Source organism: Arthrobacter sp. M4, from assembly GCF_020251205.1.
GTDB lineage: Bacteria > Actinomycetota > Actinomycetes > Actinomycetales > Micrococcaceae > Arthrobacter.
On sequence record NZ_JAIWYX010000009.1, the window covers coordinates 70,406 to 88,944 of the forward strand.

Annotated in this window: 16 protein-coding genes; 7 read left to right on the forward strand and 9 right to left on the reverse strand. The window is 63.5% G+C overall.

The window, feature by feature from the left end; all coding sequences use genetic code 11:
* The first annotated feature begins 17 nt into the window (after positions 1-17).
* Positions 18-701, forward strand: coding sequence for a helix-turn-helix domain-containing protein (locus LD110_RS16475; protein ID WP_225500050.1), 684 nt, complete (start codon positions 18-20; stop codon positions 699-701).
* The gene (locus LD110_RS16480; protein WP_225500056.1) at positions 694-1,386 is read left to right on the forward strand and encodes an SRPBCC domain-containing protein; all 693 of its coding nucleotides are present in this window, start codon (positions 694-696) and stop codon (positions 1,384-1,386) included. Before LD110_RS16475 ends, LD110_RS16480 begins: the two co-directional genes overlap by 8 nt.
* A gap of 63 nt (positions 1,387-1,449) precedes the next feature.
* Here the strand turns inward: LD110_RS16480 and LD110_RS16485 are convergent, their stop codons facing one another.
* Complete coding sequence (locus tag LD110_RS16485; RefSeq protein ID WP_225500058.1) at positions 1,450-2,940, reverse strand: PLP-dependent aminotransferase family protein; 1,491 nt, start codon at positions 2,938-2,940, stop codon at positions 1,450-1,452.
* A 65-nt stretch (positions 2,941-3,005) separates the two neighbouring features.
* Between LD110_RS16485 and LD110_RS16490 the strand changes: the two genes are divergently transcribed.
* On the forward strand, positions 3,006-3,665 hold the full coding sequence (locus LD110_RS16490) for a YitT family protein (RefSeq protein WP_225500295.1): 660 nt from the start codon (positions 3,006-3,008) through the stop codon (positions 3,663-3,665).
* Here LD110_RS16490 and LD110_RS16495 read toward each other — a convergent pair.
* The 7 genes from LD110_RS16495 to LD110_RS16525 form a co-directional block, all read right to left on the reverse strand.
* The gene (locus LD110_RS16495) at positions 3,609-4,613 is read right to left on the reverse strand and encodes an Fpg/Nei family DNA glycosylase (RefSeq protein ID WP_225500060.1); all 1,005 of its coding nucleotides are present in this window, start codon (positions 4,611-4,613) and stop codon (positions 3,609-3,611) included. The genes LD110_RS16490 and LD110_RS16495 overlap by 57 nt on opposite strands.
* 35 nt (positions 4,614-4,648) lie before the next feature.
* Positions 4,649-9,760, reverse strand: a complete 5,112-nt coding sequence (locus tag LD110_RS16500) for a DNA glycosylase AlkZ-like family protein (protein WP_225500063.1) — start codon at positions 9,758-9,760, stop codon at positions 4,649-4,651.
* A 162-nt stretch (positions 9,761-9,922) separates the two neighbouring features.
* Positions 9,923-10,555: a DUF4232 domain-containing protein gene (locus LD110_RS16505; protein WP_225500064.1), complete on the reverse strand. Its 633-nt coding sequence runs from the start codon at positions 10,553-10,555 to the stop codon at positions 9,923-9,925.
* A gap of 112 nt (positions 10,556-10,667) precedes the next feature.
* Positions 10,668-11,462, reverse strand: a complete 795-nt coding sequence (locus LD110_RS16510; protein ID WP_225500067.1) for a YcnI family protein — start codon at positions 11,460-11,462, stop codon at positions 10,668-10,670.
* A 95-nt stretch (positions 11,463-11,557) separates the two neighbouring features.
* Positions 11,558-12,295 (reverse strand): hypothetical protein, encoded by a 738-nt coding sequence (locus tag LD110_RS16515; protein WP_225500068.1) that lies wholly within the window; start codon positions 12,293-12,295, stop codon positions 11,558-11,560.
* Between the two features lie 122 nt (positions 12,296-12,417).
* Entirely contained in the window at positions 12,418-13,524 is a 1,107-nt protein-coding gene (locus LD110_RS16520) for a sulfite oxidase (RefSeq protein WP_225500070.1), read from the reverse strand.
* 38 nt (positions 13,525-13,562) lie between these two features.
* Positions 13,563-14,165 (reverse strand): SRPBCC family protein, encoded by a 603-nt coding sequence (locus tag LD110_RS16525; protein ID WP_225500071.1) that lies wholly within the window; start codon positions 14,163-14,165, stop codon positions 13,563-13,565.
* 267 nt (positions 14,166-14,432) lie between these two features.
* Between LD110_RS16525 and LD110_RS16530 the strand changes: the two genes are divergently transcribed.
* The 3 genes from LD110_RS16530 to LD110_RS16540 are packed head-to-tail and all read left to right on the forward strand — an operon-like array spanning position 14,433 to position 17,058.
* Complete coding sequence (locus LD110_RS16530) at positions 14,433-14,654, forward strand: hypothetical protein (protein ID WP_225500073.1); 222 nt, start codon at positions 14,433-14,435, stop codon at positions 14,652-14,654.
* 26 nt (positions 14,655-14,680) lie between these two features.
* The gene (locus LD110_RS16535; RefSeq protein WP_225500076.1) at positions 14,681-16,051 is read left to right on the forward strand and encodes a CaiB/BaiF CoA-transferase family protein; all 1,371 of its coding nucleotides are present in this window, start codon (positions 14,681-14,683) and stop codon (positions 16,049-16,051) included.
* Positions 16,048-17,058: a hydroxymethylglutaryl-CoA lyase gene (locus LD110_RS16540; protein WP_225500078.1), complete on the forward strand. Its 1,011-nt coding sequence runs from the start codon at positions 16,048-16,050 to the stop codon at positions 17,056-17,058. The genes LD110_RS16535 and LD110_RS16540 overlap by 4 nt, the downstream gene beginning before the upstream one ends.
* 201 nt (positions 17,059-17,259) lie before the next feature.
* Here LD110_RS16540 and LD110_RS16545 read toward each other — a convergent pair whose 3' ends face one another.
* Positions 17,260-18,057, reverse strand: a complete 798-nt coding sequence (locus LD110_RS16545; RefSeq protein ID WP_225500082.1) for an IclR family transcriptional regulator — start codon at positions 18,055-18,057, stop codon at positions 17,260-17,262.
* 62 nt (positions 18,058-18,119) lie between these two features.
* Between LD110_RS16545 and LD110_RS16550 the strand changes: the two genes are divergently transcribed.
* The gene (locus tag LD110_RS16550) at positions 18,120-18,503 is read left to right on the forward strand and encodes a hypothetical protein (protein ID WP_225500087.1); all 384 of its coding nucleotides are present in this window, start codon (positions 18,120-18,122) and stop codon (positions 18,501-18,503) included.
* The last annotated feature ends 36 nt before the right edge of the window (positions 18,504-18,539 follow it).

Consider the following 18,539-nt stretch of genomic DNA (forward strand, 5'->3'; position numbering starts at 1 on the left):
GGCGGCACACTTGAAGCATGTTGGACATCGAAGTGATCGAGGACCCTGCCGCGGCAGAAGTGTCACTGGATCCTATTCGCAGCCGCATCCTCCAGGAGCTTGCCGAACCGGCGTCGGCCACGCAGCTTTCCGCCAAGGTCGGGCTCCCGCGACAGAAGGTCAACTACCACCTCAGGGCCCTCGAAAAGCATGGCCTGGTTGAACTTGTGGAGGAGAGGAGGAAGGGCAACGTCACCGAACGCGTACTGCGGGCCACGGCGGCCTCCTACCTCATTTCCCCGGTGGCGCTCGCGACGGCGGCCCCGGACCCGCGACGCTTCGCCGACCGCTTCTCCGCCTTCTGGCTGCTGGCCCTCGCAGCCCGCACGGTCCAGGAGATGGGCAAACTCATCGCCGGCGCAGCGGTTGCACGGAAGAAACTGGCCAGTTTCGCGATTGACGGCGAAATCACGTTCCGCAGCGCAGCGGACCGGGCGGCCTTCGCGGAGGAGCTCGGCGTCGCCGTCACGCGACTTGTGGACAAATACCACGACGGCGGCAGGGCAGCTGCCGCAGCCGGCGCACGCAAGCACCGGATCGTCGTCGTACTCCACCCGGCGCTCAAAGCCGATGGCACGGGCCCGGCCGACACCCATGACCCAAAATCGTCAACAGACAAACACCACACGGAACAGCAGGACAAGGAGCAGCACAATGAATGACAAGCGCGAATTCGAGATCGTTGTTGATACCGAGCTTCCCGGAACGCCCGAACGCGTGTGGGAGGCGGTGACCAAGGGCACCGCTGCGTGGCTCTTCCCGTCCGATGGTTGGGAATCCGTCAATACTGTGGAGGAGTACCCGAGCCACTTGGTCAACCGCATGGACGGGCCAGATGGCTGGTTCAACCAGTTGGAACATGTCCTGGAGCCTGTTGAGGGCGGCCGGGCCAAACTGCACTATGTCCACAGCGGAATCTTTGCCGAAAACTGGGACGAGCAGTACGACGGCGCCAGCAAGCACACGCAGTTTTACCTTCACACACTGGGCCAATACCTGCAGTACTTCGACGGCAAACCGGTGACGTTCACGGACATCCAGGCTCCCGAAGCCTCGCAGAATCCTGATGGCTTCTCTGCCCTCAAACGGGCGCTCGGTATCGAGGCGACATCGCAGGGGGACTCAGTGGAACTTGATGTGGAGGGTATCGGCCCGCTCACTGGGGAGATCGACTTCTCAAACCAGTATTTCCTCGGACTGCGAACCCAGGACACCATGTACCGCATCTTCGACCGGAGCCCTTTCGGTGCTCCGGTAGGCATGACAGTCCATGACTTCAGCGGATCCGGCGATTCGGATGCTACATGGAAGGCCTGGTCAGCATTTCTGGCGAAGGTCTACGCCTGATACATTCCCGCCGAAAATTCCCGGTGGCGCTGGAAACTCCACGTCGCCGGGCTTTTTCGCGTGTTAGGCCACGGCGGCCGGTGCTTCGTGTCGCCGACGAGCCTCTTGGCGGAGCGAGTTCTGCAACTGGGGCGACGCGTCCAGCCGGTCTTGGGCAGCTCGAAGAGCCCTAACCGCACTGTCCAACTGCTCCGGCGGGAGGGTGAACGGAACTCGGAGGTAGCGCTCGAACGCGCCGCCGGCACCGAATCGCGGCCCCGCCGCCAGCCGGATCCCAAAATCGGGGGCCATAACCGTGAGGGCAGTACTCGACGGGGTGGGCAGCCTGCACCAAACCGTCAAACCGCCGTCGGGCCTCTCAAACTCCCACTGGGGCAGGTAGCGATCCAGTAATTCCATCAATACTTGCCGGTGTTCGCGCAGCGAGGCGAGCCGGGCTTCCAGCGGCTCCTCGAAGGAGCGGACCAGCCGGGCGGCTGCTAGTTGTTCGACGACGGGACCGCCCAAGTCCATAGTTGTCCGAGTGGCCGCAAAACGGCCGATTAGCGATTCGCTGGCTCGGATCCAGCCAGTCCGGAGCCCCGCCCAATGGGATTTGCTCAGCGATCCGATGGACACAACTCCGCTGCTGTCCGTGCTGAGGGCGGCGAACGGTGGCTGACCACCGCCGTCCAGATCCAGCGCACGCAGCGTCTCGTCGATGACCAGGACAGTTCCGGATCCTGCTGCCTCGCGGATTAGCCGCCGTCGTTGGAATTCAGGCATGTTTCGGCCGGTGGGATTGTGGAAATCGGGGACAAGATAAGCGACGGCGGGCCGCTGCTGCCGCAGGGCCGTGGACATTGCGTCCACATCCCACGGCAAACGTGATCCGGCTGGGGGAAGGGCCACGGGAATGGTGCGCGATCCCGAAGCCCGGATGGCATCAAGCGCGTTGGGGTATGTCGGATGGTCCACGAGGACTCTTCTCTGCCCGCCGGCCAAAGTCCGCAGGACGATGTTCAGCGCGTGCTGGGTGCCGGATGTCACCAGGACCTGCTCCGGCGTCGTGGGAGCACCTGCCTCTGTGTACCGTTCCGCGATAGCTTCGCGCAGCGCGGGAACACCCATGGTGTCGTAGCCGAAGCCCGGAAGGAGTGCCGGGACTTCCGTCAGTGCGTCGGCGAAGGCGCGGTGAACCACTTCCCCGGTGGCTGGTAGCGAAGCGTACGCGAGGTCCAGAATGCCGTCGGGAGCCGCCAGGCCCGGTGCTCCAGGACTCGCTGCGCTGGCGCCGGGCCGATGCGGGATGTTGGTGCGCCCGCGGCTTCCCTGCCCGCCGCCCAGGAAGCCCTGCTCGCGAAGTTGTGAATAGGCGGCCGTGACTGTGGTGCGGCTGAGTCCAAGCGTTTGGGAAAGTGCGCGCTCGCTGGGGAGCGCGACATCCAGCGGGATGCGGCCGTCCAGGATAAGGAGTCGCACGACGTCGGCCAACTCGCGGTAGGCGGGCGAAGCGCCTGTCCTCCATGAGCCGAGCAGGCGGGCCAGGGCGGAGGCGTTGAGGGAAGTGGACACCAGTCCAGTATTCGCAAACTGGCTATGGAAAGCAAGGCCAGTTTCCGGGGACGATGGTGGGCATGTTGTTGACTCGAAGAATCATCCAGCTCCTGCTCGGCCTCGCCATGTATGGCATCTCCTTGGCCATGTTTATCCGTGCCGGACTCGGCCTGGACCCGTGGGATGTGTTCCATCAGGGAATGGCCCTCAAAACTGGCTGGAGCATTGGCGTTGTGGTGATTGTGGTCAGCTTCCTGGTGCTGTTGTTGTGGATTCCACTGCGCCAAATGCCAGGATTCGGCACGCTGGCAAACGCCGTGCTGGTAGGTCTCTTCGCGGACCTTGGGCTCTGGGTGATTCCGGCGATGGGCGAACTCTGGAGCCAGATCCTGATGTTGACCGGGGCTGTTGTGCTCAACGGAATTGCATCGGCCTGCTATATCGGCGCCCGCTTGGGTCCCGGCGCTCGCGACGGCCTCATGACTGGCTTGGTCCGGCGCACTGGGTGGTCTGTGCGGCTGGTCCGCACGGGCATCGAAGTGTTGGTGCTCGCTGCTGGCTGGTTCCTGGGCGGTTCGGTTGGCGTGGGGACCGTGGTTTACGCCCTGGCGATAGGACCGTTGGTCCAGTTGCTGTTGCCTCGGTTTATGGTTCCCGGGGCGCCGGCTTCTGAAGTGCCTGCCCCGTCAAGGGGAGGGCTGGCAGCTGGGACAGAAGAAGATGTCCCTGTCCTCCATTCCTGACGCCGGACCCAGGACACCACGCCTGACCGGTGTTCCACAGAGCAGGCACGATCGGCCTTCCCTTCCGTAGACCCAGTACGACCCGCCGCCCGGACCTTGGCCAAAGCGACCTTGCCCGAAGCGTTGGGCGGACCCGCCCCGGAATCCTACTGTCGCCACGTCCCGGGTCGCCGAACGTGCAAGGGCAAGAAGGGTCGATCGTCGGTGCTTCCTTTCTGCGTCCAGCTCTGCGGGTTCGGCATCATCGGTGGTTTGGCTTCTTGCCGGCAGGTATCCAGGGGTGAGTTCGACGCCGACAGTTGTGCGCTTCCCCGGCACAAGGTTTGCCTGGAGGAGCCGGCGAGCGTCGTCCAGCATCAGCGGGAGGTCAGTGATCGAAGAGACGGGCATGGCCGGATGGACCCCAGCGATAAAGCAGGTTTCGCAACGGTAGATGTTCCCAATCCCGGCAACGTTCCGTTGGTCCAGCAGGGCTACTCCAATCGCAACATCCGGAGCTGCCAGGATTCGGGACGTGGCTTCTTCAGGGTCCCAGTCGCCGCCCAGGATGTCCGGCCCCAGATGTCCCAGGATTTTGTGTTCCTCCGCGGTGGGGATGACCTCCAGGATGCCGAGGGAAAAACCGACGACGTCAGCGGCGTCGGTTCGAAGGACGCACCGGGCCGTGTGGCCGGGTTTTCGCCACCGTCCGCCGGGCGGATAAATCTGCCAGCTGCCTTCCATTTTCAAATGTGAATGGATGGTCAGTGGCTTGGTGTCGGACTCTTCGGCGGGTTCCAATCGCATCAGCAGGTGCTTGCCGCGAGGCACAACCGCGGCAACGGTCCAGCCACTTAAATCCAGCGTGGCGAAGCGTGGCACCCTGAAGTCTGTTGAGGTGAGAACCTTGCCGGCCAACGTCCCGTTCAGCTGCTCCGCGGCCTGCCAGATTGAGTCTCCTTCAGGCACGGCTCTCCCAATCCCATCGACACCATGAACGGGAGCTATGCACGGATCCGCAGCCCCTTCGGCGTGGAGTACGCCCCTGCAGCGGTGAGTGCTTCTGCAATGGGCGTTCCCAGCAGATCGTTGCCGTTGACCTTCTCCATAAACAACCGGTCCACAGCACCGCGTCGCACGATTCCGACCAAAGCCTGGGCAGCGGCGCCAAGAATTACGGTGTTGTCCGTGAAGGTGAGCAGGGTCTTTCCGCCGCGTTCGACGTAAAGGATTAGTTCGCCGTCGACCAAAACAACCAGGGCACCTGCCTTACGGCCGGGGCGGTGACCAGTGCCCGCGTCCGAGGATGTTGCCGGCCAGGGGAGCGCTGCACCGTATGGGTTGGCTGGATCCGTGGCGGCCAGGGCTAATGCGCGGGGTTCCGCTTTGGCTACCTGGGCGTCCTCCACGAACGACCGCAGCCGGTCCACGGTTGCGGGAACTGCGAACTGTGCCGCTCCGAGGTGCTCAATGAAGTAGCCTCGGCGGCACCTCCCCGCCTCTTCAAGCCGGGCCAGGACTTTGTACATGAGACCAAAGCCACCCAGGATGTTTTCCGCCATAACCGCGCCGCGAGTCACCACCCCGTAACGATCCAGCAGGAGCTCGGCGGTACCCCTCGCGTGTGTGGTGGGGTCCAGGGAGGGTTCCGGCAGCGCAGACCACCGCCCCACCGCGAGCGGGGGAGTGGCCGCAGCGGCTGCGCCATAATTACCGAATCCGGGTGATCCCATCAGCCCCGTGCCGTGCGAGCGGCCCAGCCGGCTCATGCGAAGCGAACGTGATCGAGGTGGCTTGGCGACTTGCCTGTGGGTGGTTTTGCCGCCGGAGATCAGGGCACGAACGGGAGCAAACGTGTCTCCGGTGACCCGGCCGGACCACACCAGATCCCACAGCGCTGCCACCACGGCGTCGTCCGGAAGCACAGAATCCATGCCTCCGGCCACCTCGATGAGCTGCCGGAAGAAATACCCACCACCGGACCTGAGGTGTTCCAGGAGCCGGACATGGGCGTCGCCGGGCACGTAATCCGGATCCGGATTTAGTGTGAGTTCCGCAGCGTCTGCAACGTGGAAACTGATCCAGCCGTCATTCCCTGGGAGAGCTCCGGCTCCGGACCACAAGAGTTCGCCGGCAGCCATCAGTTCGTCCAGCATGGCCGGCTGATAATCCGCCACCCGGCTCGCAAGGATAAGCGGCTCCCACGCCGACGCGGGAATGGGAACGCCGGAGAGTTGGTCCACAGCGGTCATGATGCCGTCCAGGCCGCGTAGCGACGATGAGCCGCGGACCCCCGGAATGGCGACGTTCTGCCAGATGGGCAGGAAACGGCCATAGGCCGCTGCCTCTACGGGTTCAACCTCGGCCCGGAGCGCAGCCAGGGACCGCCGTCGAAGTTTGCGAAGGACGTCGGCATCGCACCATTCGCTGGCGGGAGGTGCCGCGGCGGCAAGATTTGCCGACTGGACTGCCTCCTCCTGCGCTATCCCTGCCGAGGCTGCCGCGGGTTCCCTTGGCGCCCCCACAGTGTCGACGGCGCCCGCCTCGGGGTGTGGACGGAACTCGCCCTCCACAACCCTGCCATCCGCCGCCAACCGTTTGAGGGCTGTTCCGACGACGGCGACCCCAAGTCCCAGCCGCGAGGCCGCTTCTGCGGCGGTGAAAGGTCCGTGCGTGCGGGCGTACCGTGAAACGAGGTCGCCGAGAGGGTCCTGCACAGGCTCGATGAAAGCCAAGGGGATGCCCATCGGTAGCGGAACACCAATGGCATCGCGTAGTCGGGCAGCGTCCTCCACGGCTGCGTAGCGTTCGGCGCCGCCAAAGGACACGACCATGGCGCGATTGGCTTTCCTAAGGGCAGCCAGGTGCTCGGTGGCTTCCGCAACCGTCGCATGGGGTTCTTCAAATGCCGATTGTCCGATGCCGGGCGCGTCGCTTGTGCCGGGCGCGTCGCCGGGGATTTCGTTGACGTCTGCCGACTGCAAGCGTGCGGCCACTTCTTCGGCGTTGAGCGGGCCGAGCAACCGGAGCAAATCGGCTACGCCTTCCCGGCCGCGGACCCGGCGATCGGGGGCGAGACGCTGAAGTTCGGCCTCAGTTGCCGCAATGACTTTGGGATCGAGCAGTTCCCGCAGTTCCACTCGGCCGAGAAGTTCGTTGAGGAGGGTGGAATCGAGGGCCAGTGCCGCAGCCCGACGTTCGGCCAGTGGTGAATCGCCCTCGTAAAGATACTGGGCCACATATCCAAACAGCAGTGATTTGGCGAAAGGGGAGGGTTGTTGCGTGGTGGTCTGCAGGAGGCGAAGCTCACGGCGCTCTATGGAGGCTGCAATGTCTTTGAGCGCAGGAAGGTCGTACACATCCTGGAGGCACTCCCGGATGGTTTCCAGCACGATGGGGAACGACGGGTACTTCCGGGCGACGTCCAGCAGCTGGGCCGAACGTTGCCGTTGCTGCCACAGCGGCTGCCTCTTGGCCGGGTTCTGGCGGGGAAGGAGCAATGCCCTGGCTGCGCATTCACGGAATCGCGAAGCGAATAGTGCGCTGCCGCCCACTTCTTCGGTGACTATTTGTTCGAGTTCCTCCGGATCGAACAGGAACAGCTCAGCTCCTGGCGGTTCATCCTCCATCATGGGGACACGCAGCACGATGCCGTCGTCCGCAGCCATCGCGGAGCCGTCCAGTCCGTAGCGCTGATGGAGTCGCTGACCGACTGCTAGAGCCCACGGTGCGTGAACAGGCATGCCAAACGGACTGTGCAGGACAACGCGCCAATCACCGAGTTCGTCGTGGAACCTCTCCACAATCAGGGTCCGGTCGCTGGGAACCACCTCTGTGGACTGTTTCTGCTCAGTGAGATACTGCAGCAGGTTGCGCGCGGCGAAGTCGTCCAGGCCGCTGGCCTTGCATCGTTCCACGGCTGGGTCCTGGTCTGAGTCGGCGAGTTCTCGCACGAATGCCCCAAGGGCTCGGCCAAGTTCCACAGGGCGACCGAGTGAATCGCCCTTCCAGAACGGAAGTTTCCCGGGTTGGCCAAATGCGGGCGAGACCAGCACACGGTCGTGCGTGATGTCCTCGATCTTCCAGCTGGTTGCGCCGAGGGCGAAGATGTCTCCAACGCGTGACTCGTAGACCATCTCTTCGTCGAGCTCACCGACTCGGCGCCCGCCCTTCGGGGCGCGAGTCGTCTTTCCCTCCGTGGAACTACCAACTGCCGCACCTTCGCCAGAGGAGCTGCTTCCGGTTGCGCTGCCTGCTGGCCCGACGGGGTTGGCCGATCCCTCGATCTCCGTGCCAATGATGTAAACGCCAAATAAGCCGCGATCCGGAATTGTGCCGCCCGATGTCACGGCAAGCCTCTGCGAACCGGGCCGGCCCTCGATGGTGCCGGCGTGCCGGTCCCAGATGATGCGCGGGCGCAGTTCCGCGAATTCGTCGGATGGGTAGCGGCCGGAAAGCAGGTCCAGCGTGGCATCGAAGGCCGAGCGCGGGAGGGTTGCAAACGGTGCCGAACGCCGGACAGTGGCAAACCATTCCTCAACATCAATGGTCCCGAGGGCAGCCGCGGCGACGGTCTGCTGGGCAAGGATGTCCAAAGGATTGGCGGGAATGTGCAGCGGCTCGATCTGGCCGGACAGCATCCTTTCCACAGTGACCGTGGTGTGCACCAAGTCAGCACGGTGCTTGGGGAAGAGGACACCCTCGGAGATTTCGCCCACCTGGTGCCCGGCCCGCCCGACGCGTTGCAGCCCACTGGCCACCGATGGCGGCGACTCTACCTGGATCACCAAATCCACGGCGCCCATGTCGATGCCCAGTTCAAGCGAGGAGGTGGCCACGACGCAGCGAAGACGACCGGACTTGAGGTCGTCCTCGATCATTGCCCGCTGGTCCTTGGACACTGAACCGTGGTGCGCGCGGGCAAGGACCGGCTCCGCGCCTGAGGTGCTGCCAGCTTGTGCCATCATGTGCGCTGGGGTTGCTGTGGACGCAGGGGCGAGCATCCCAAACCCATAGTCATCCGGCTCATCGAACGGACTTCCGCCAGCCATCATAAGCTGGCGTTCGGCCTGGATTTCGTTGAGCCGGGCCGTTAGTCGCTCAGCCAGACGGCGGGAATTCGCAAACACGATGGTGGACTGCTTGGACAGCACCAGATCCACGATCTTTTCCTCGACATGAGGCCAGATGGATGCCTGCGGCTGCAGGCCGGACGCCGGCCCCGAGTCATGAGACGCGGCAGCGCCCTGCAGGTCCGACATGTCCTCCACAGGTACGGTGACCGTGATGTTCCAGTTCTTCACCGCCGGCGGAGCAACAATGTCCACGGGCGCGGAAGCTGCCAGGAATTGCGCCACAAGCTCGCGGGGTTCCACCGTGGCGGAGAGGCCTATCCGCTGTGCCGGCTTGGGCAGCAGGGCGTCCAGCCGCTCCAGTGAAACCGCCAGATGCGCGCCGCGTTTGGTGCCGGCCACAGCGTGCACCTCATCCACAATGACCGTGTCCACCTCGCTCAATGTCTCCCGTGCCCTGGAGGTGAGCATAAGAAATAGTGATTCCGGCGTTGTGATGAGAATGTCTGGCGGGTGGCTCAGCAGCGCACGGCGATCTGCCGCCGTCGTATCTCCAGAACGGACGCCCACTGAAATCAGCGGTGCCGGAAGACCAAGCCGCTTGGCGGTTTGCGTGATTCCGATCAGCGGCGAGCGTAGGTTGCGTTCAACGTCCACGCCAAGGGCCTTGAGCGGGGAGATATACAGGACTTTGGTCCGGCGTTTGGGGCCTTTGCTGCGGGCGCCTGAGGCTCGAGCGCCCTGCGCCGGTGCGGCAGGCGGCACTTCGTCGAGGCCGGGCAGCGCCTCCGCCACGCCCGCCCCAGAAGCAGAGGCTTTCGCGGCGTTGGCTCCGGAGAGGAGCCGGTCCAGCGCCCACAGAAAAGCGGCGAGCGTCTTGCCGGAACCGGTTGGCGCGACCACCAAAGCATGCGAGCCGGAAGAAATAGCGTTCCAAGCGCCTTCCTGCGCAGGGGTTGGCGCGGAGAAAGCGCCAAGGAACCACTCCCGGGTGGCCCGGCTGAAACGCCCCATGGGGACGCCGGATTGCTCCTCTGCCTGCATGCCTCCATCATGCCCCACACCCCTGACAGAAAGACGGGGGCCAGCGATGAAGATGGAAACTACCTGCCAGGTGACGCGCAGAATTCCCGACGACTACGGAGCCGCCCGGATGCCCAGCGCACCAGAGATGGCCTCCGCCGTCGTAAATCGATGTGCAGCCGCCTATGCTGCCTGGAATGTGCCGATCGTCAGCAGCTCAACGTTCGAGTTGCTGCACGCCACCATTTCCTGGGAGATGAACAGGGAGGCGGTGTCCTCGGGCGGGTAGACGCGGAATCCCTTGGCTGGCGACATGGTGCATTCGGGGATGTTCCCGGGCTGGACGTAACGGAGCGTGGCCTTGCCCGAATGCCCCGGAGCGAGCACCAGTCCTACTGCCGGTACGGAGTCGTCGCGCCTTGCTGGCATGCCGATGGGATTGCCATCAGGGGTGTTGGTGAACGACAACCCCGGATAGCCCTTGAGCAGGCAATTTGCCGACCCGGAATTAGTCAGTACCAATTTCATGTACACGCTTCCGGCCGCGCCGCCGCCTTGATCGGGCTGGACGCTGGCCTGGAGTTGCGCGGACTTGCACAACCCTGGCTCGGCCTGTGGGCTGGACGCCGGTGGCGATGCCGGCGTTCCAGACGGCGTGGACGGTGAAGGCGTTGCCGATGGCGGAGTGGAGCTTTGCGTGGTGGACGGGCTGGTGTTACCGGACGGAGCACTTTGCCCCGAGCACGCCGCCAGCATCATGACGGCCGCGGCCGTCGACGTGAACAACAGGACGTTCTTCATGCGCTGAGACCTCATGCCATTACCCTTGCCTCAGCAATTGACTCAGTCAACTAAACACGGGTGAACACGCGGACATGACGCCCGGATTGTAATCATCCGGGCGTCATGTCGCTGGGGTTCGAGACGGTTATGAGTCTTGGCCTGTACCGGATTTCTGTCCTGCATTAGAGGACTGTGACGCGCCGGCCGGCTGCGTCGAGCGTGCGCGCCGGAACAGCGCAAGCCCGCCCAAGCCCAATCCTGCGACGCCAGCTATGAGTCCAATCCAGCTGCGGGCCTCAGCTCCGCTGGAGGACACCGATGACGCCTGCTCAGTCCCGGAATGCACGGTGGCACCGCTGTTAGTTGCTCCATGCCCTTCGCCCGCCTCGGACGCCGCCGCGGTGACCGCCACTGATGGAGCAGGCGCCTTCAGCGAGTGCGGGTCCTGCCCTTCCTTCGGGATTTCGCTCCAGTCGGTCTGTCCCTGCTGGCAGCTCTGGAGTGTAGGGAAGTACAGCGTCTTGCCCGCTGCGTCCGGGAGCTTGACTGACAGCACGAAAGTGTCCCGCAGATGGGGGTCCAACGGTGCTTTGGCGGTATAGACGATCTGGCTGGTGCGCTTGGTGATCGACGTCCCGTCCGCGAGCTTTTTGGGTTCTGGGAGCGTCTGAACCAATTTCTCCACCGTCCAGTTGGAGTTGACCGTGGGAGTGGCGTCAGCGAGTTCCTCGGGGAGGGAGATGGCCACTTTGGTGGTGGCTGAATTGTCACAGCCATGGGGTATACCGAACGTGAGCAGGGCGTACGAGCCTGCCGAGGTCTTGTCCGGGTTGACCGAAACGTGGGCTGAGGCTGCCGGAATCCCTGCGAGGAGAAGTGCGGCGGTTCCAGTAACCGCGCCTCCGGCAGTCAGGGCACGGCGAAGGAAGGTGTTTTTCATGATTGCTTGGCCTTTCAGCAGGCGCGCCTCAGCGCGCCATAAGAGTTTTGGGCGTGGCCCGCCACCATGAGGAAAAGTTTCAGTGACGGGCGGTGTCAGGAAAATACGACGACGGCGGGCGGGCCTCGTCGCGAGTCTTGCCTGAGGTTTCGCCACGGCTGAAAAGCCGCTGATTGGGGCTCAAGGTGGTTCCCGCGCGGGCCTAGGGGGCCGAGCGTGCGTACAGCTGGGAGCTCAACTAGCGGCTTGAGCCAAGCCATGAGCTGCCACAGGGCATCTTCACCCTTTGTGAGCAGCAGCGCAGTGGCGACCGTCGCTAGCGCGTGGCAGGCAAGCATTGCCAGGGACATTGCTGAACCGAGGCTGTGTAGGTGCGTTCCGGCGTCGAGCATGGAACTATCGCTCGCCCCGGAACCGGCACCTAAGCTGATAACCGGCCATGGCGGCACGCCGTGGTGAGGCAGGAATGCGGAAGCGCCTGCCGGGCCGCCGATGCTTCCGGAACCGGCCATGCCTCCAACATCGGGGGAGCCGCCGAAAGCAGTGAAGGCCTCGTGGAGGGCAAGCTGGCCAGCACCAAGCAGGGCAGCCATTGCCGGGAACGTTAGCCTGACGCGGGTCGCAAGAGATACCGCCAAGCTGGAGAGGGCCAGAATGGCCAACAGGATCGGGAGGACCGGCAGCGTGCCACCACCGACAACGTGGGCTCCAGCGGCCAAGCTTACGGTGGCGGCTGCCGCTGCACAGGCTCGGAGCGTCCTGGCAGGGCGTTGGCTGGCATGGGTGCCCGGAAGAAAGGCTCGTTGAGGGGAAGCAGCATGCGGTGGGCGCACGTGTCCTCCCCTCGATACTGGTCTGGAGACCTTCGCCGAACTACTGGCGGCTGGCCTCCCCAATTCTATCTGGATTCGCAGCCCGCCCGCTGTCGGATGGCTCCCGCTTCAGGGGATCCGATTTAGCCGTGTTTTCCTTCGGTCACCGAGACGCTCAGTTCCTGGACGGCATTGTTGGCCATTCCCTGGTAGTTCCATTCAGATTGCAAGGGCTGTGTGTTGCCCTCAACGTCGGTGGCCCGGCAGGAGAGGACGTGGTTGCCTGGTGCTGCGACCCACGTGAATGACCATCCGCGCCAAGCGAAGTGGCCTGCTTCCGGGTCGAGGTGGGCGTCGGCCCATTTCCCGTCGACGCAGACCTCAACACGACTAATGGCGTTCTTTCCCGCCCACGCACGGCCCTGAAGCAGCACTGGTCCGGCATCCAGCACCCTGTCGCGGGTCATGAAGTCGGGGATTCCGGGCGGCACCATCAAAGCACGGGGCCGGATGTGCTTGACGGGTTCTCCCTGCTCGGACGGCTCCTGGACGAAGTGGTAGGCAACTGCCTGCTGGTAGCCGTCGAAAGTGTGGTCAATCGCCTCGATGGACTGGAGCCATTTCACGCTCGTCATGCCATACCAGCCTGGGACCAAAAGCCGCAGCGGATGGCCATGTTGTGGCGGGAGCGGCTGACCGTTGATCTCATAGGCGAACAGGACGTCGTCGGACATTGCATCTGCAATGGTGAGGCTGCGTGCGTAGGCGTGTTCAGAACCTCCCTGAAGCCCGCGGTCCGCACCTGTGAAGACCAGTTCCACGGCTTCCGGGGCCAAGCCGACTTCACGGAGGATTGGCGCAAGCGGGGTTCCGGTCCATTCGGCCGTTCCCACCGCCCCTTGATCCCAGGGTTGGCTAATTGGCCGAGGGTCCATTCTGGAGCGGCCGTTGCCGGCGCATTCCATGGTGACCGGCAGAGTGCGGCGTTCACGGTGCTGCAATTCTGCCAGCGTGAACTCGTGGGGATGGTCCACTAGCCCGCCGATTCGCAGGCGCCATGCTGTGGGGTCGATCAAGGGGATGTCGAAGTGGATGAGGAGATAGTGCATGCCCACTGGTGTAATAGGCCAGCGGAGCATTTCCAGGGGCATCGCGTGGTTGCGCGAAGCCAGCTGAAGCTCCTCCCGGGTAATCGGGCCGGACGTAGGAACCATCGCTGCGGCGGATTGGCCGTTGGTGTCGACGCTCATCCTCCCAGTGTGGACCTGCTGGCCACGGGTGTCAGGTGCTATTTGGAAAGCCGCTCCATCAGCCCGGTAAGTCGCGTGAAGGTTGGTCCTGGGGGAGCGGGGATGGTCCACGGTTCCGTGGCGTGTCGCCGACGCCGAAGTTCCAGGGCCAGGCTCTCGCCGCCGCGGGCCATTGCCCAATGGTGGTTAGCTGAGAAGATGGGTCGGAATAGCCAGCTCAGGCGGCGGATGAGCGGTTTGGAAGCGCTGACCTTCCAGTCACAGGTGACCACAACTTCGGGACCATCCTGTTCCAGGGTCCACCGAGCCGTTCCGGTCAGGTCTCCATGCGCGGCTGCAGACCATCCCTGCTCCGTGATGGGCTCTGAATGCGTCAGCGTCCAGCGAAGCGTGTAGGGGAGCCACCCCGTGGTGTAGAGCGCAAACGAATTGCCCACGCCACCAGGATTGCCACTGGTTAGGGTTTCCACGCCCAAGTACACCGAAGGCCACCAACGCGGAAGGGCTGCCGCGTCTCCTAATACCTCGGCAACCTCGGCGGTGGTCCCGGCAACTCGCCATACGGTGCGGAACTCGTAGTCGGTGCTTTTGCGGCCGCTTTTGGCCGCGTTCTTACCCTGTGGTTTTCCGGTGTCGCTCATGGTCACACCTCCGTCTGGGATGCCTGCGTGCCCAATGTATCGCTCAGGCGCTCATGCGCCACAGCATTCCTTCCCGGTTACTTTTTTCGCCTCTGCCTTGGAGACCCGCAGAATCCGGCGTGTTGCGGGAACACGCCGAGCTTAGGAAATGCCGCGTTTCAGTAACTGGGGAGGAACGCATGGCCGATTCGGCGAGTCGTGAAACATGAACCGCCCACAATCTCTCTCGGAACTTCTTGCATTGTGAGCTGCAATCCATATTATGAGATGAGTCTTGTGGCGCCCATCACGGTTAAACCGTCCCTTCGCCGACGAAGGCACGCCACGATCGGCCGGCGCGGGTTCCCCTTCACGGTGCACGTCACAAGCAATACGCTCTGGCTGCTGCAGTGTCTGTTGGAGGCAAAGTGTGAGGGGTGCGTTGAAATCGGTGAGGCTGGCGTTTCGGTGGCGTCCGTCGTCGCGATCCTGCTGAGCCTGCTGTTCTGATCCCGCAAGAAGACAAAGGAAAACAATTGACACAGACACGCATCGCACCGCTGGAAGGCGTCCGCGTCCTGGAGTTAGGCAATTACATTGCGGCCCCGACGGCGGGCAGGCTGCTGGCCGACTTTGGCGCCGAGGTCATCAAAGTTGAGCGGCCCGGCACCGGCGACGAACTCCGGAACTGGCGGCTCTACAAAGGCGACACGTCCATGCTCTACCGGACCCTCAACCGCAACAAGAAGTCTGTTGTGCTGGACCTTCGCACAGAGTCTGGACGGGCTGCTGTGCTGGAGCTGATCGCCAAATCGGACATCCTGCTGGAGAACTTCCGCCCGGGAACCTTGGAGAAATGGGGCCTGGGTCCGGACGTACTGAATGAAGCCAATCCGGAGTTGATCATCACTCGGATCTCGGCTTTCGGACAGACCGGTCCTTTGTCAGAGCGGCCCGGTTTCGCTGCCGTGGCCGAGGCCTACGGTGGCTTCCGCAACCTGGTGGGCGACCCGGACCGGCCGCCTGTGCGCGTTGGTGTCTCCATCGGCGATTCAATTGCCGGGCTTTATGCGGCGTTCGGTTCGATGATGAGCCTTTACCAGCGTGAGGCCCGACGCCGGATGGCCGGCTTGGGTGCCGACCGCAGAGTGGGTTACGACGCCGCCGCCACTGCGGGCGTACCGCTTTCCGAGCGGATTATTGACGTCGCGCTTAATGAGGCCATGTTCTCCATGATGGAATCCCTCATTCCCGATTATTCCGCCTATGGCATTGAGCGTGAAAGAACAGGTGGCCGGATGGAGGGAATTGCGCCGTCGAACGCATATTTCTGCAACGACGGCTCCAGCATTGTGGTGGCAGGCAACGGCGACTCGATTTTTCAGCGCTACATGGAAACCATCGGACGCCCGGACCTTGGCTCCGACCCTGAGCTGCAGACAAATGCAGGCCGCTGGGCACGGCGTGAGGAACTGGATCAGGCCATCGGCGCATGGACGGGCACGTTGAGCGCGGCCGATGCGCTCGCCGCCCTGGATGCCGCCGGTGTGCCGGCCGGGCCCATCTACACCGCTGCGGATATCTGCCGCGATGCGCAGTACGCTTCCCGCAACATGATCCAGAGGTTCGATGTATCCACTGGGGAGGAGACATTGAACGACGTTGGCTTCCCGGGGATTGTCCCGGTGATAGGCGGCAGCTCACTGCCCATCAGGAACCTCGGCCCGGACCTCGGTGCCGACACGGAGGATGTCCTGGGTGGTTTGCTCGGGATGGGCGCCAGCCAGATCGCGGCCGCGTCGGGGGAACGGGTTTCAGAACAGCCCACGGGGGCCGGGGAATCGGCAACGGGTGAGCCCATCGCCCCGAGCGCACGCCACGTGGGCAAGGAGGCACTGCAGGGATGAGCACCTTCACCTTCACCCCCACTGCTGAACTCAGGGACGTCACGCTCCGCGACGGACTGCAACTGACAGGCAAACTCCTCTCCACTGAACGCAAAGTGCAAACGGTTAGGGAGTTGCTCCGGCTGGGTGTTCCGGCGATCGAGCTCGGTTCCATGGCCAGACCGGACCTGGTGCCCACGATGGCGAACACGCTGGAAGTGGTCCAAGCTCTCACTCCCCAGGAACTCGAGAAATGCTGGATATGGGTTGCGACACCCGGGCATGTGGCCAAGGCCGCTGCAGCGGGGGCCCGGAATTTCCAGTACTGCTTCTCGGCGTCGGACTCCCACAATAGGGCGAACATCGGGCGCAGCACAGAGGACAGCCTGGCCGCGCTTCCGCAGGCCGTGGAGTATGCGCGGGATGTGAACGGCCAGATTCAGCTCTGCATCGCAACGTCCTTCACCTGCCCCTTCGAAGGCCGGGTTCCCGAGGAGCGGGTGATCACCATCGCCAATGATCCCCGCGCCGAAGGCACCACGGATATCGTCATTTGCGACACTTTGGGCCAGGCCGTCCCCGCCCAGGTTTCCAGCCTCGTGGGCAGGGTCCGCGACGAAACGCCGTCGAGGCGCATTGTCTACCACGGGCACGACACCTGGGGACTGGGCGTGGCCAACACGCTTTCCGCTATCCAAGCCGGCGCCACCCTGGTGGACGGTGCCTTGGGCGGTCTGGGCGGCTGCCCCTTCGCTCCCGGCGCCAGCGGAAACACGTCCAGCGAGGACATACTTTTTGCCACAAGGCCCAGTTGGCTGGAACCTGATACCTTCGCCCAACTGGTGGAATTGTCTGAGCAGTTGCTCGTGGAACTCGCCGAGCCAAATCGCTCCAAGGCAGCGCAAGGGGCGCGGTCCAAGGCGAAGGCGTTCGAATGGGTGATCAGCCCTGAGGCCGGCAAGGATAGGCACCCGGCCGCGGCCGCCGTCGTCGGCTCCGCAACCCCGGCAACAGAAGGGGACCACTGAACGTGGAGTACCCGGAGCGGCATTATGGTCGGCAACAACGCCGGGGTCCTGACCGATGCAACGGCGGACATCGCCATGCTGCTCATCCTCGGCTTTGCGCCCCGGGAGGCCTGGGCTTAATTAGGGCAGACAGCCCCGCTAAGGCGGACAGCCTACGACGGCGACTGCGGCACCCACCGCCTGTCGTCGTCGTTTGGGGTCTTAAGACTTTCCCTCCCCGGGGAAGCGACCGCCCACCAGACGGGTCATGTGCTCGGCCGCTTCGAGGAGCGTTTCCACCCATGCCTCGCACTGCTTTTGCGGCATGCGGAGCGTGGGGCCGCTGATGGTGACGGCGCCCAGGACGTTGGCGGAGGAGTCGAAGACCGGGGCGGAGAGGCCCGAGGCGCCGTCTTCGCGCTCGCCGACGGTGATTGCGAAGCCATCGGCGCGGGTCCTTTTGACGACATCCGCTAGATCTTCCGAGCTGGTGATGGTCGATTCAGTAATGGATTCCAAAGGATCCTGGAGCACAGCTTCGAGCAGTTCGGGGTCCCAGGCCAGCAATACGCGACCGGCTGAACCTGCGTGCAGCGGCATCACTTTGCCGATATGCATTTCCCGGCGAAGGGCATGACGGGTTTCGGCGATCGCAACGCACACTCGGAAGTGCTGCTCGGCTTTGAAGAAACAGGCCGTCTCGCCGGTGGTGTCCCTTAGTTCCTTGAGGAGGGGGCTAATGACGTCCAGTATTTCCATGCCCCGGGTGGCAGGTGCAGCCCAATAAGCCATCCGGAGGCCAATTCGATACGCGTCGTCGTCGCGGTCCAGGAAGCCTTGGGATGTCAGATTGGTGACCAGCCGCTGGACTGTGGAGGTAGGGAGACCTGTGGCTTCGCGAATATCGCCGAGGGTTAGGACCGGCTTACTGAGCGAGAATGCGTCGAGAATTGCCGTGATTTTTCCGAGCACAAGGAGGGGATTGTTGGTGGACCTCGCGGAGGAATCGGCCGGCGGCATAGGACAAGACTACTTATAGACTGCCGGTGTACGAGTCCAGCGATTCGACCTAGGAGAAGTACATGGACTACACCGGAACTCCATCAGAGAAAGCCGTGACTGCCGGCGAACTTGACCGCGGCCACGTGGGACAAACAATTAGTTTTCAACCAAACGAATTCACCGTGGTTCACGGGCGAATTGCGGGTATCGCCCACACCGAGGCCCAGGTGTACCTCTCGCTTGAGGGGGTTGGCGGAGGTACGCACTTGAAGGATGAGTACGATCTGCCAAACACCCAGGAGGTGTACCTGCAACTGGATCCCTTGGCCACCGCTGAGAAGGGTTTGGCGGACGCGGGCAAGCTAATTCGGGACAAGGTGGAAGAAATCGCCAAGAACCTTGGCGGCAGGGACAAGGATTCCAAGCCGGAATCCGAAGAGAAGTCGGGCTACGACCAGGTATAAGTCCGGCCTGGTACACGGCACGCATTATTGAGGCAA

Coding starts and splice junctions, on each gene's coding strand:
- LD110_RS16475 (WP_225500050.1), top strand. CDS start 18: ATGTTGGACATCGAAGTGATCGAGGACCCTGCCGCGGCAGAAGTGTCA.
- LD110_RS16480 (WP_225500056.1), top strand. CDS start 694: ATGAATGACAAGCGCGAATTCGAGATCGTTGTTGATACCGAGCTTCCC.
- LD110_RS16500 (WP_225500063.1), bottom strand. CDS start 9,760: ATGCAGGCAGAGGAGCAATCCGGCGTCCCCATGGGGCGTTTCAGCCGG.
- LD110_RS16505 (WP_225500064.1), bottom strand. CDS start 10,555: ATGAGGTCTCAGCGCATGAAGAACGTCCTGTTGTTCACGTCGACGGCC.
- LD110_RS16510 (WP_225500067.1), bottom strand. CDS start 11,462: ATGAAAAACACCTTCCTTCGCCGTGCCCTGACTGCCGGAGGCGCGGTT.
- LD110_RS16520 (WP_225500070.1), bottom strand. CDS start 13,524: ATGAGCGTCGACACCAACGGCCAATCCGCCGCAGCGATGGTTCCTACG.
- LD110_RS16525 (WP_225500071.1), bottom strand. CDS start 14,165: ATGAGCGACACCGGAAAACCACAGGGTAAGAACGCGGCCAAAAGCGGC.
- LD110_RS16530 (WP_225500073.1), top strand. CDS start 14,433: ATGAGTCTTGTGGCGCCCATCACGGTTAAACCGTCCCTTCGCCGACGA.
- LD110_RS16540 (WP_225500078.1), top strand. CDS start 16,048: ATGAGCACCTTCACCTTCACCCCCACTGCTGAACTCAGGGACGTCACG.
- LD110_RS16545 (WP_225500082.1), bottom strand. CDS start 18,057: ATGCCGCCGGCCGATTCCTCCGCGAGGTCCACCAACAATCCCCTCCTT.
- LD110_RS16550 (WP_225500087.1), top strand. CDS start 18,120: ATGGACTACACCGGAACTCCATCAGAGAAAGCCGTGACTGCCGGCGAA.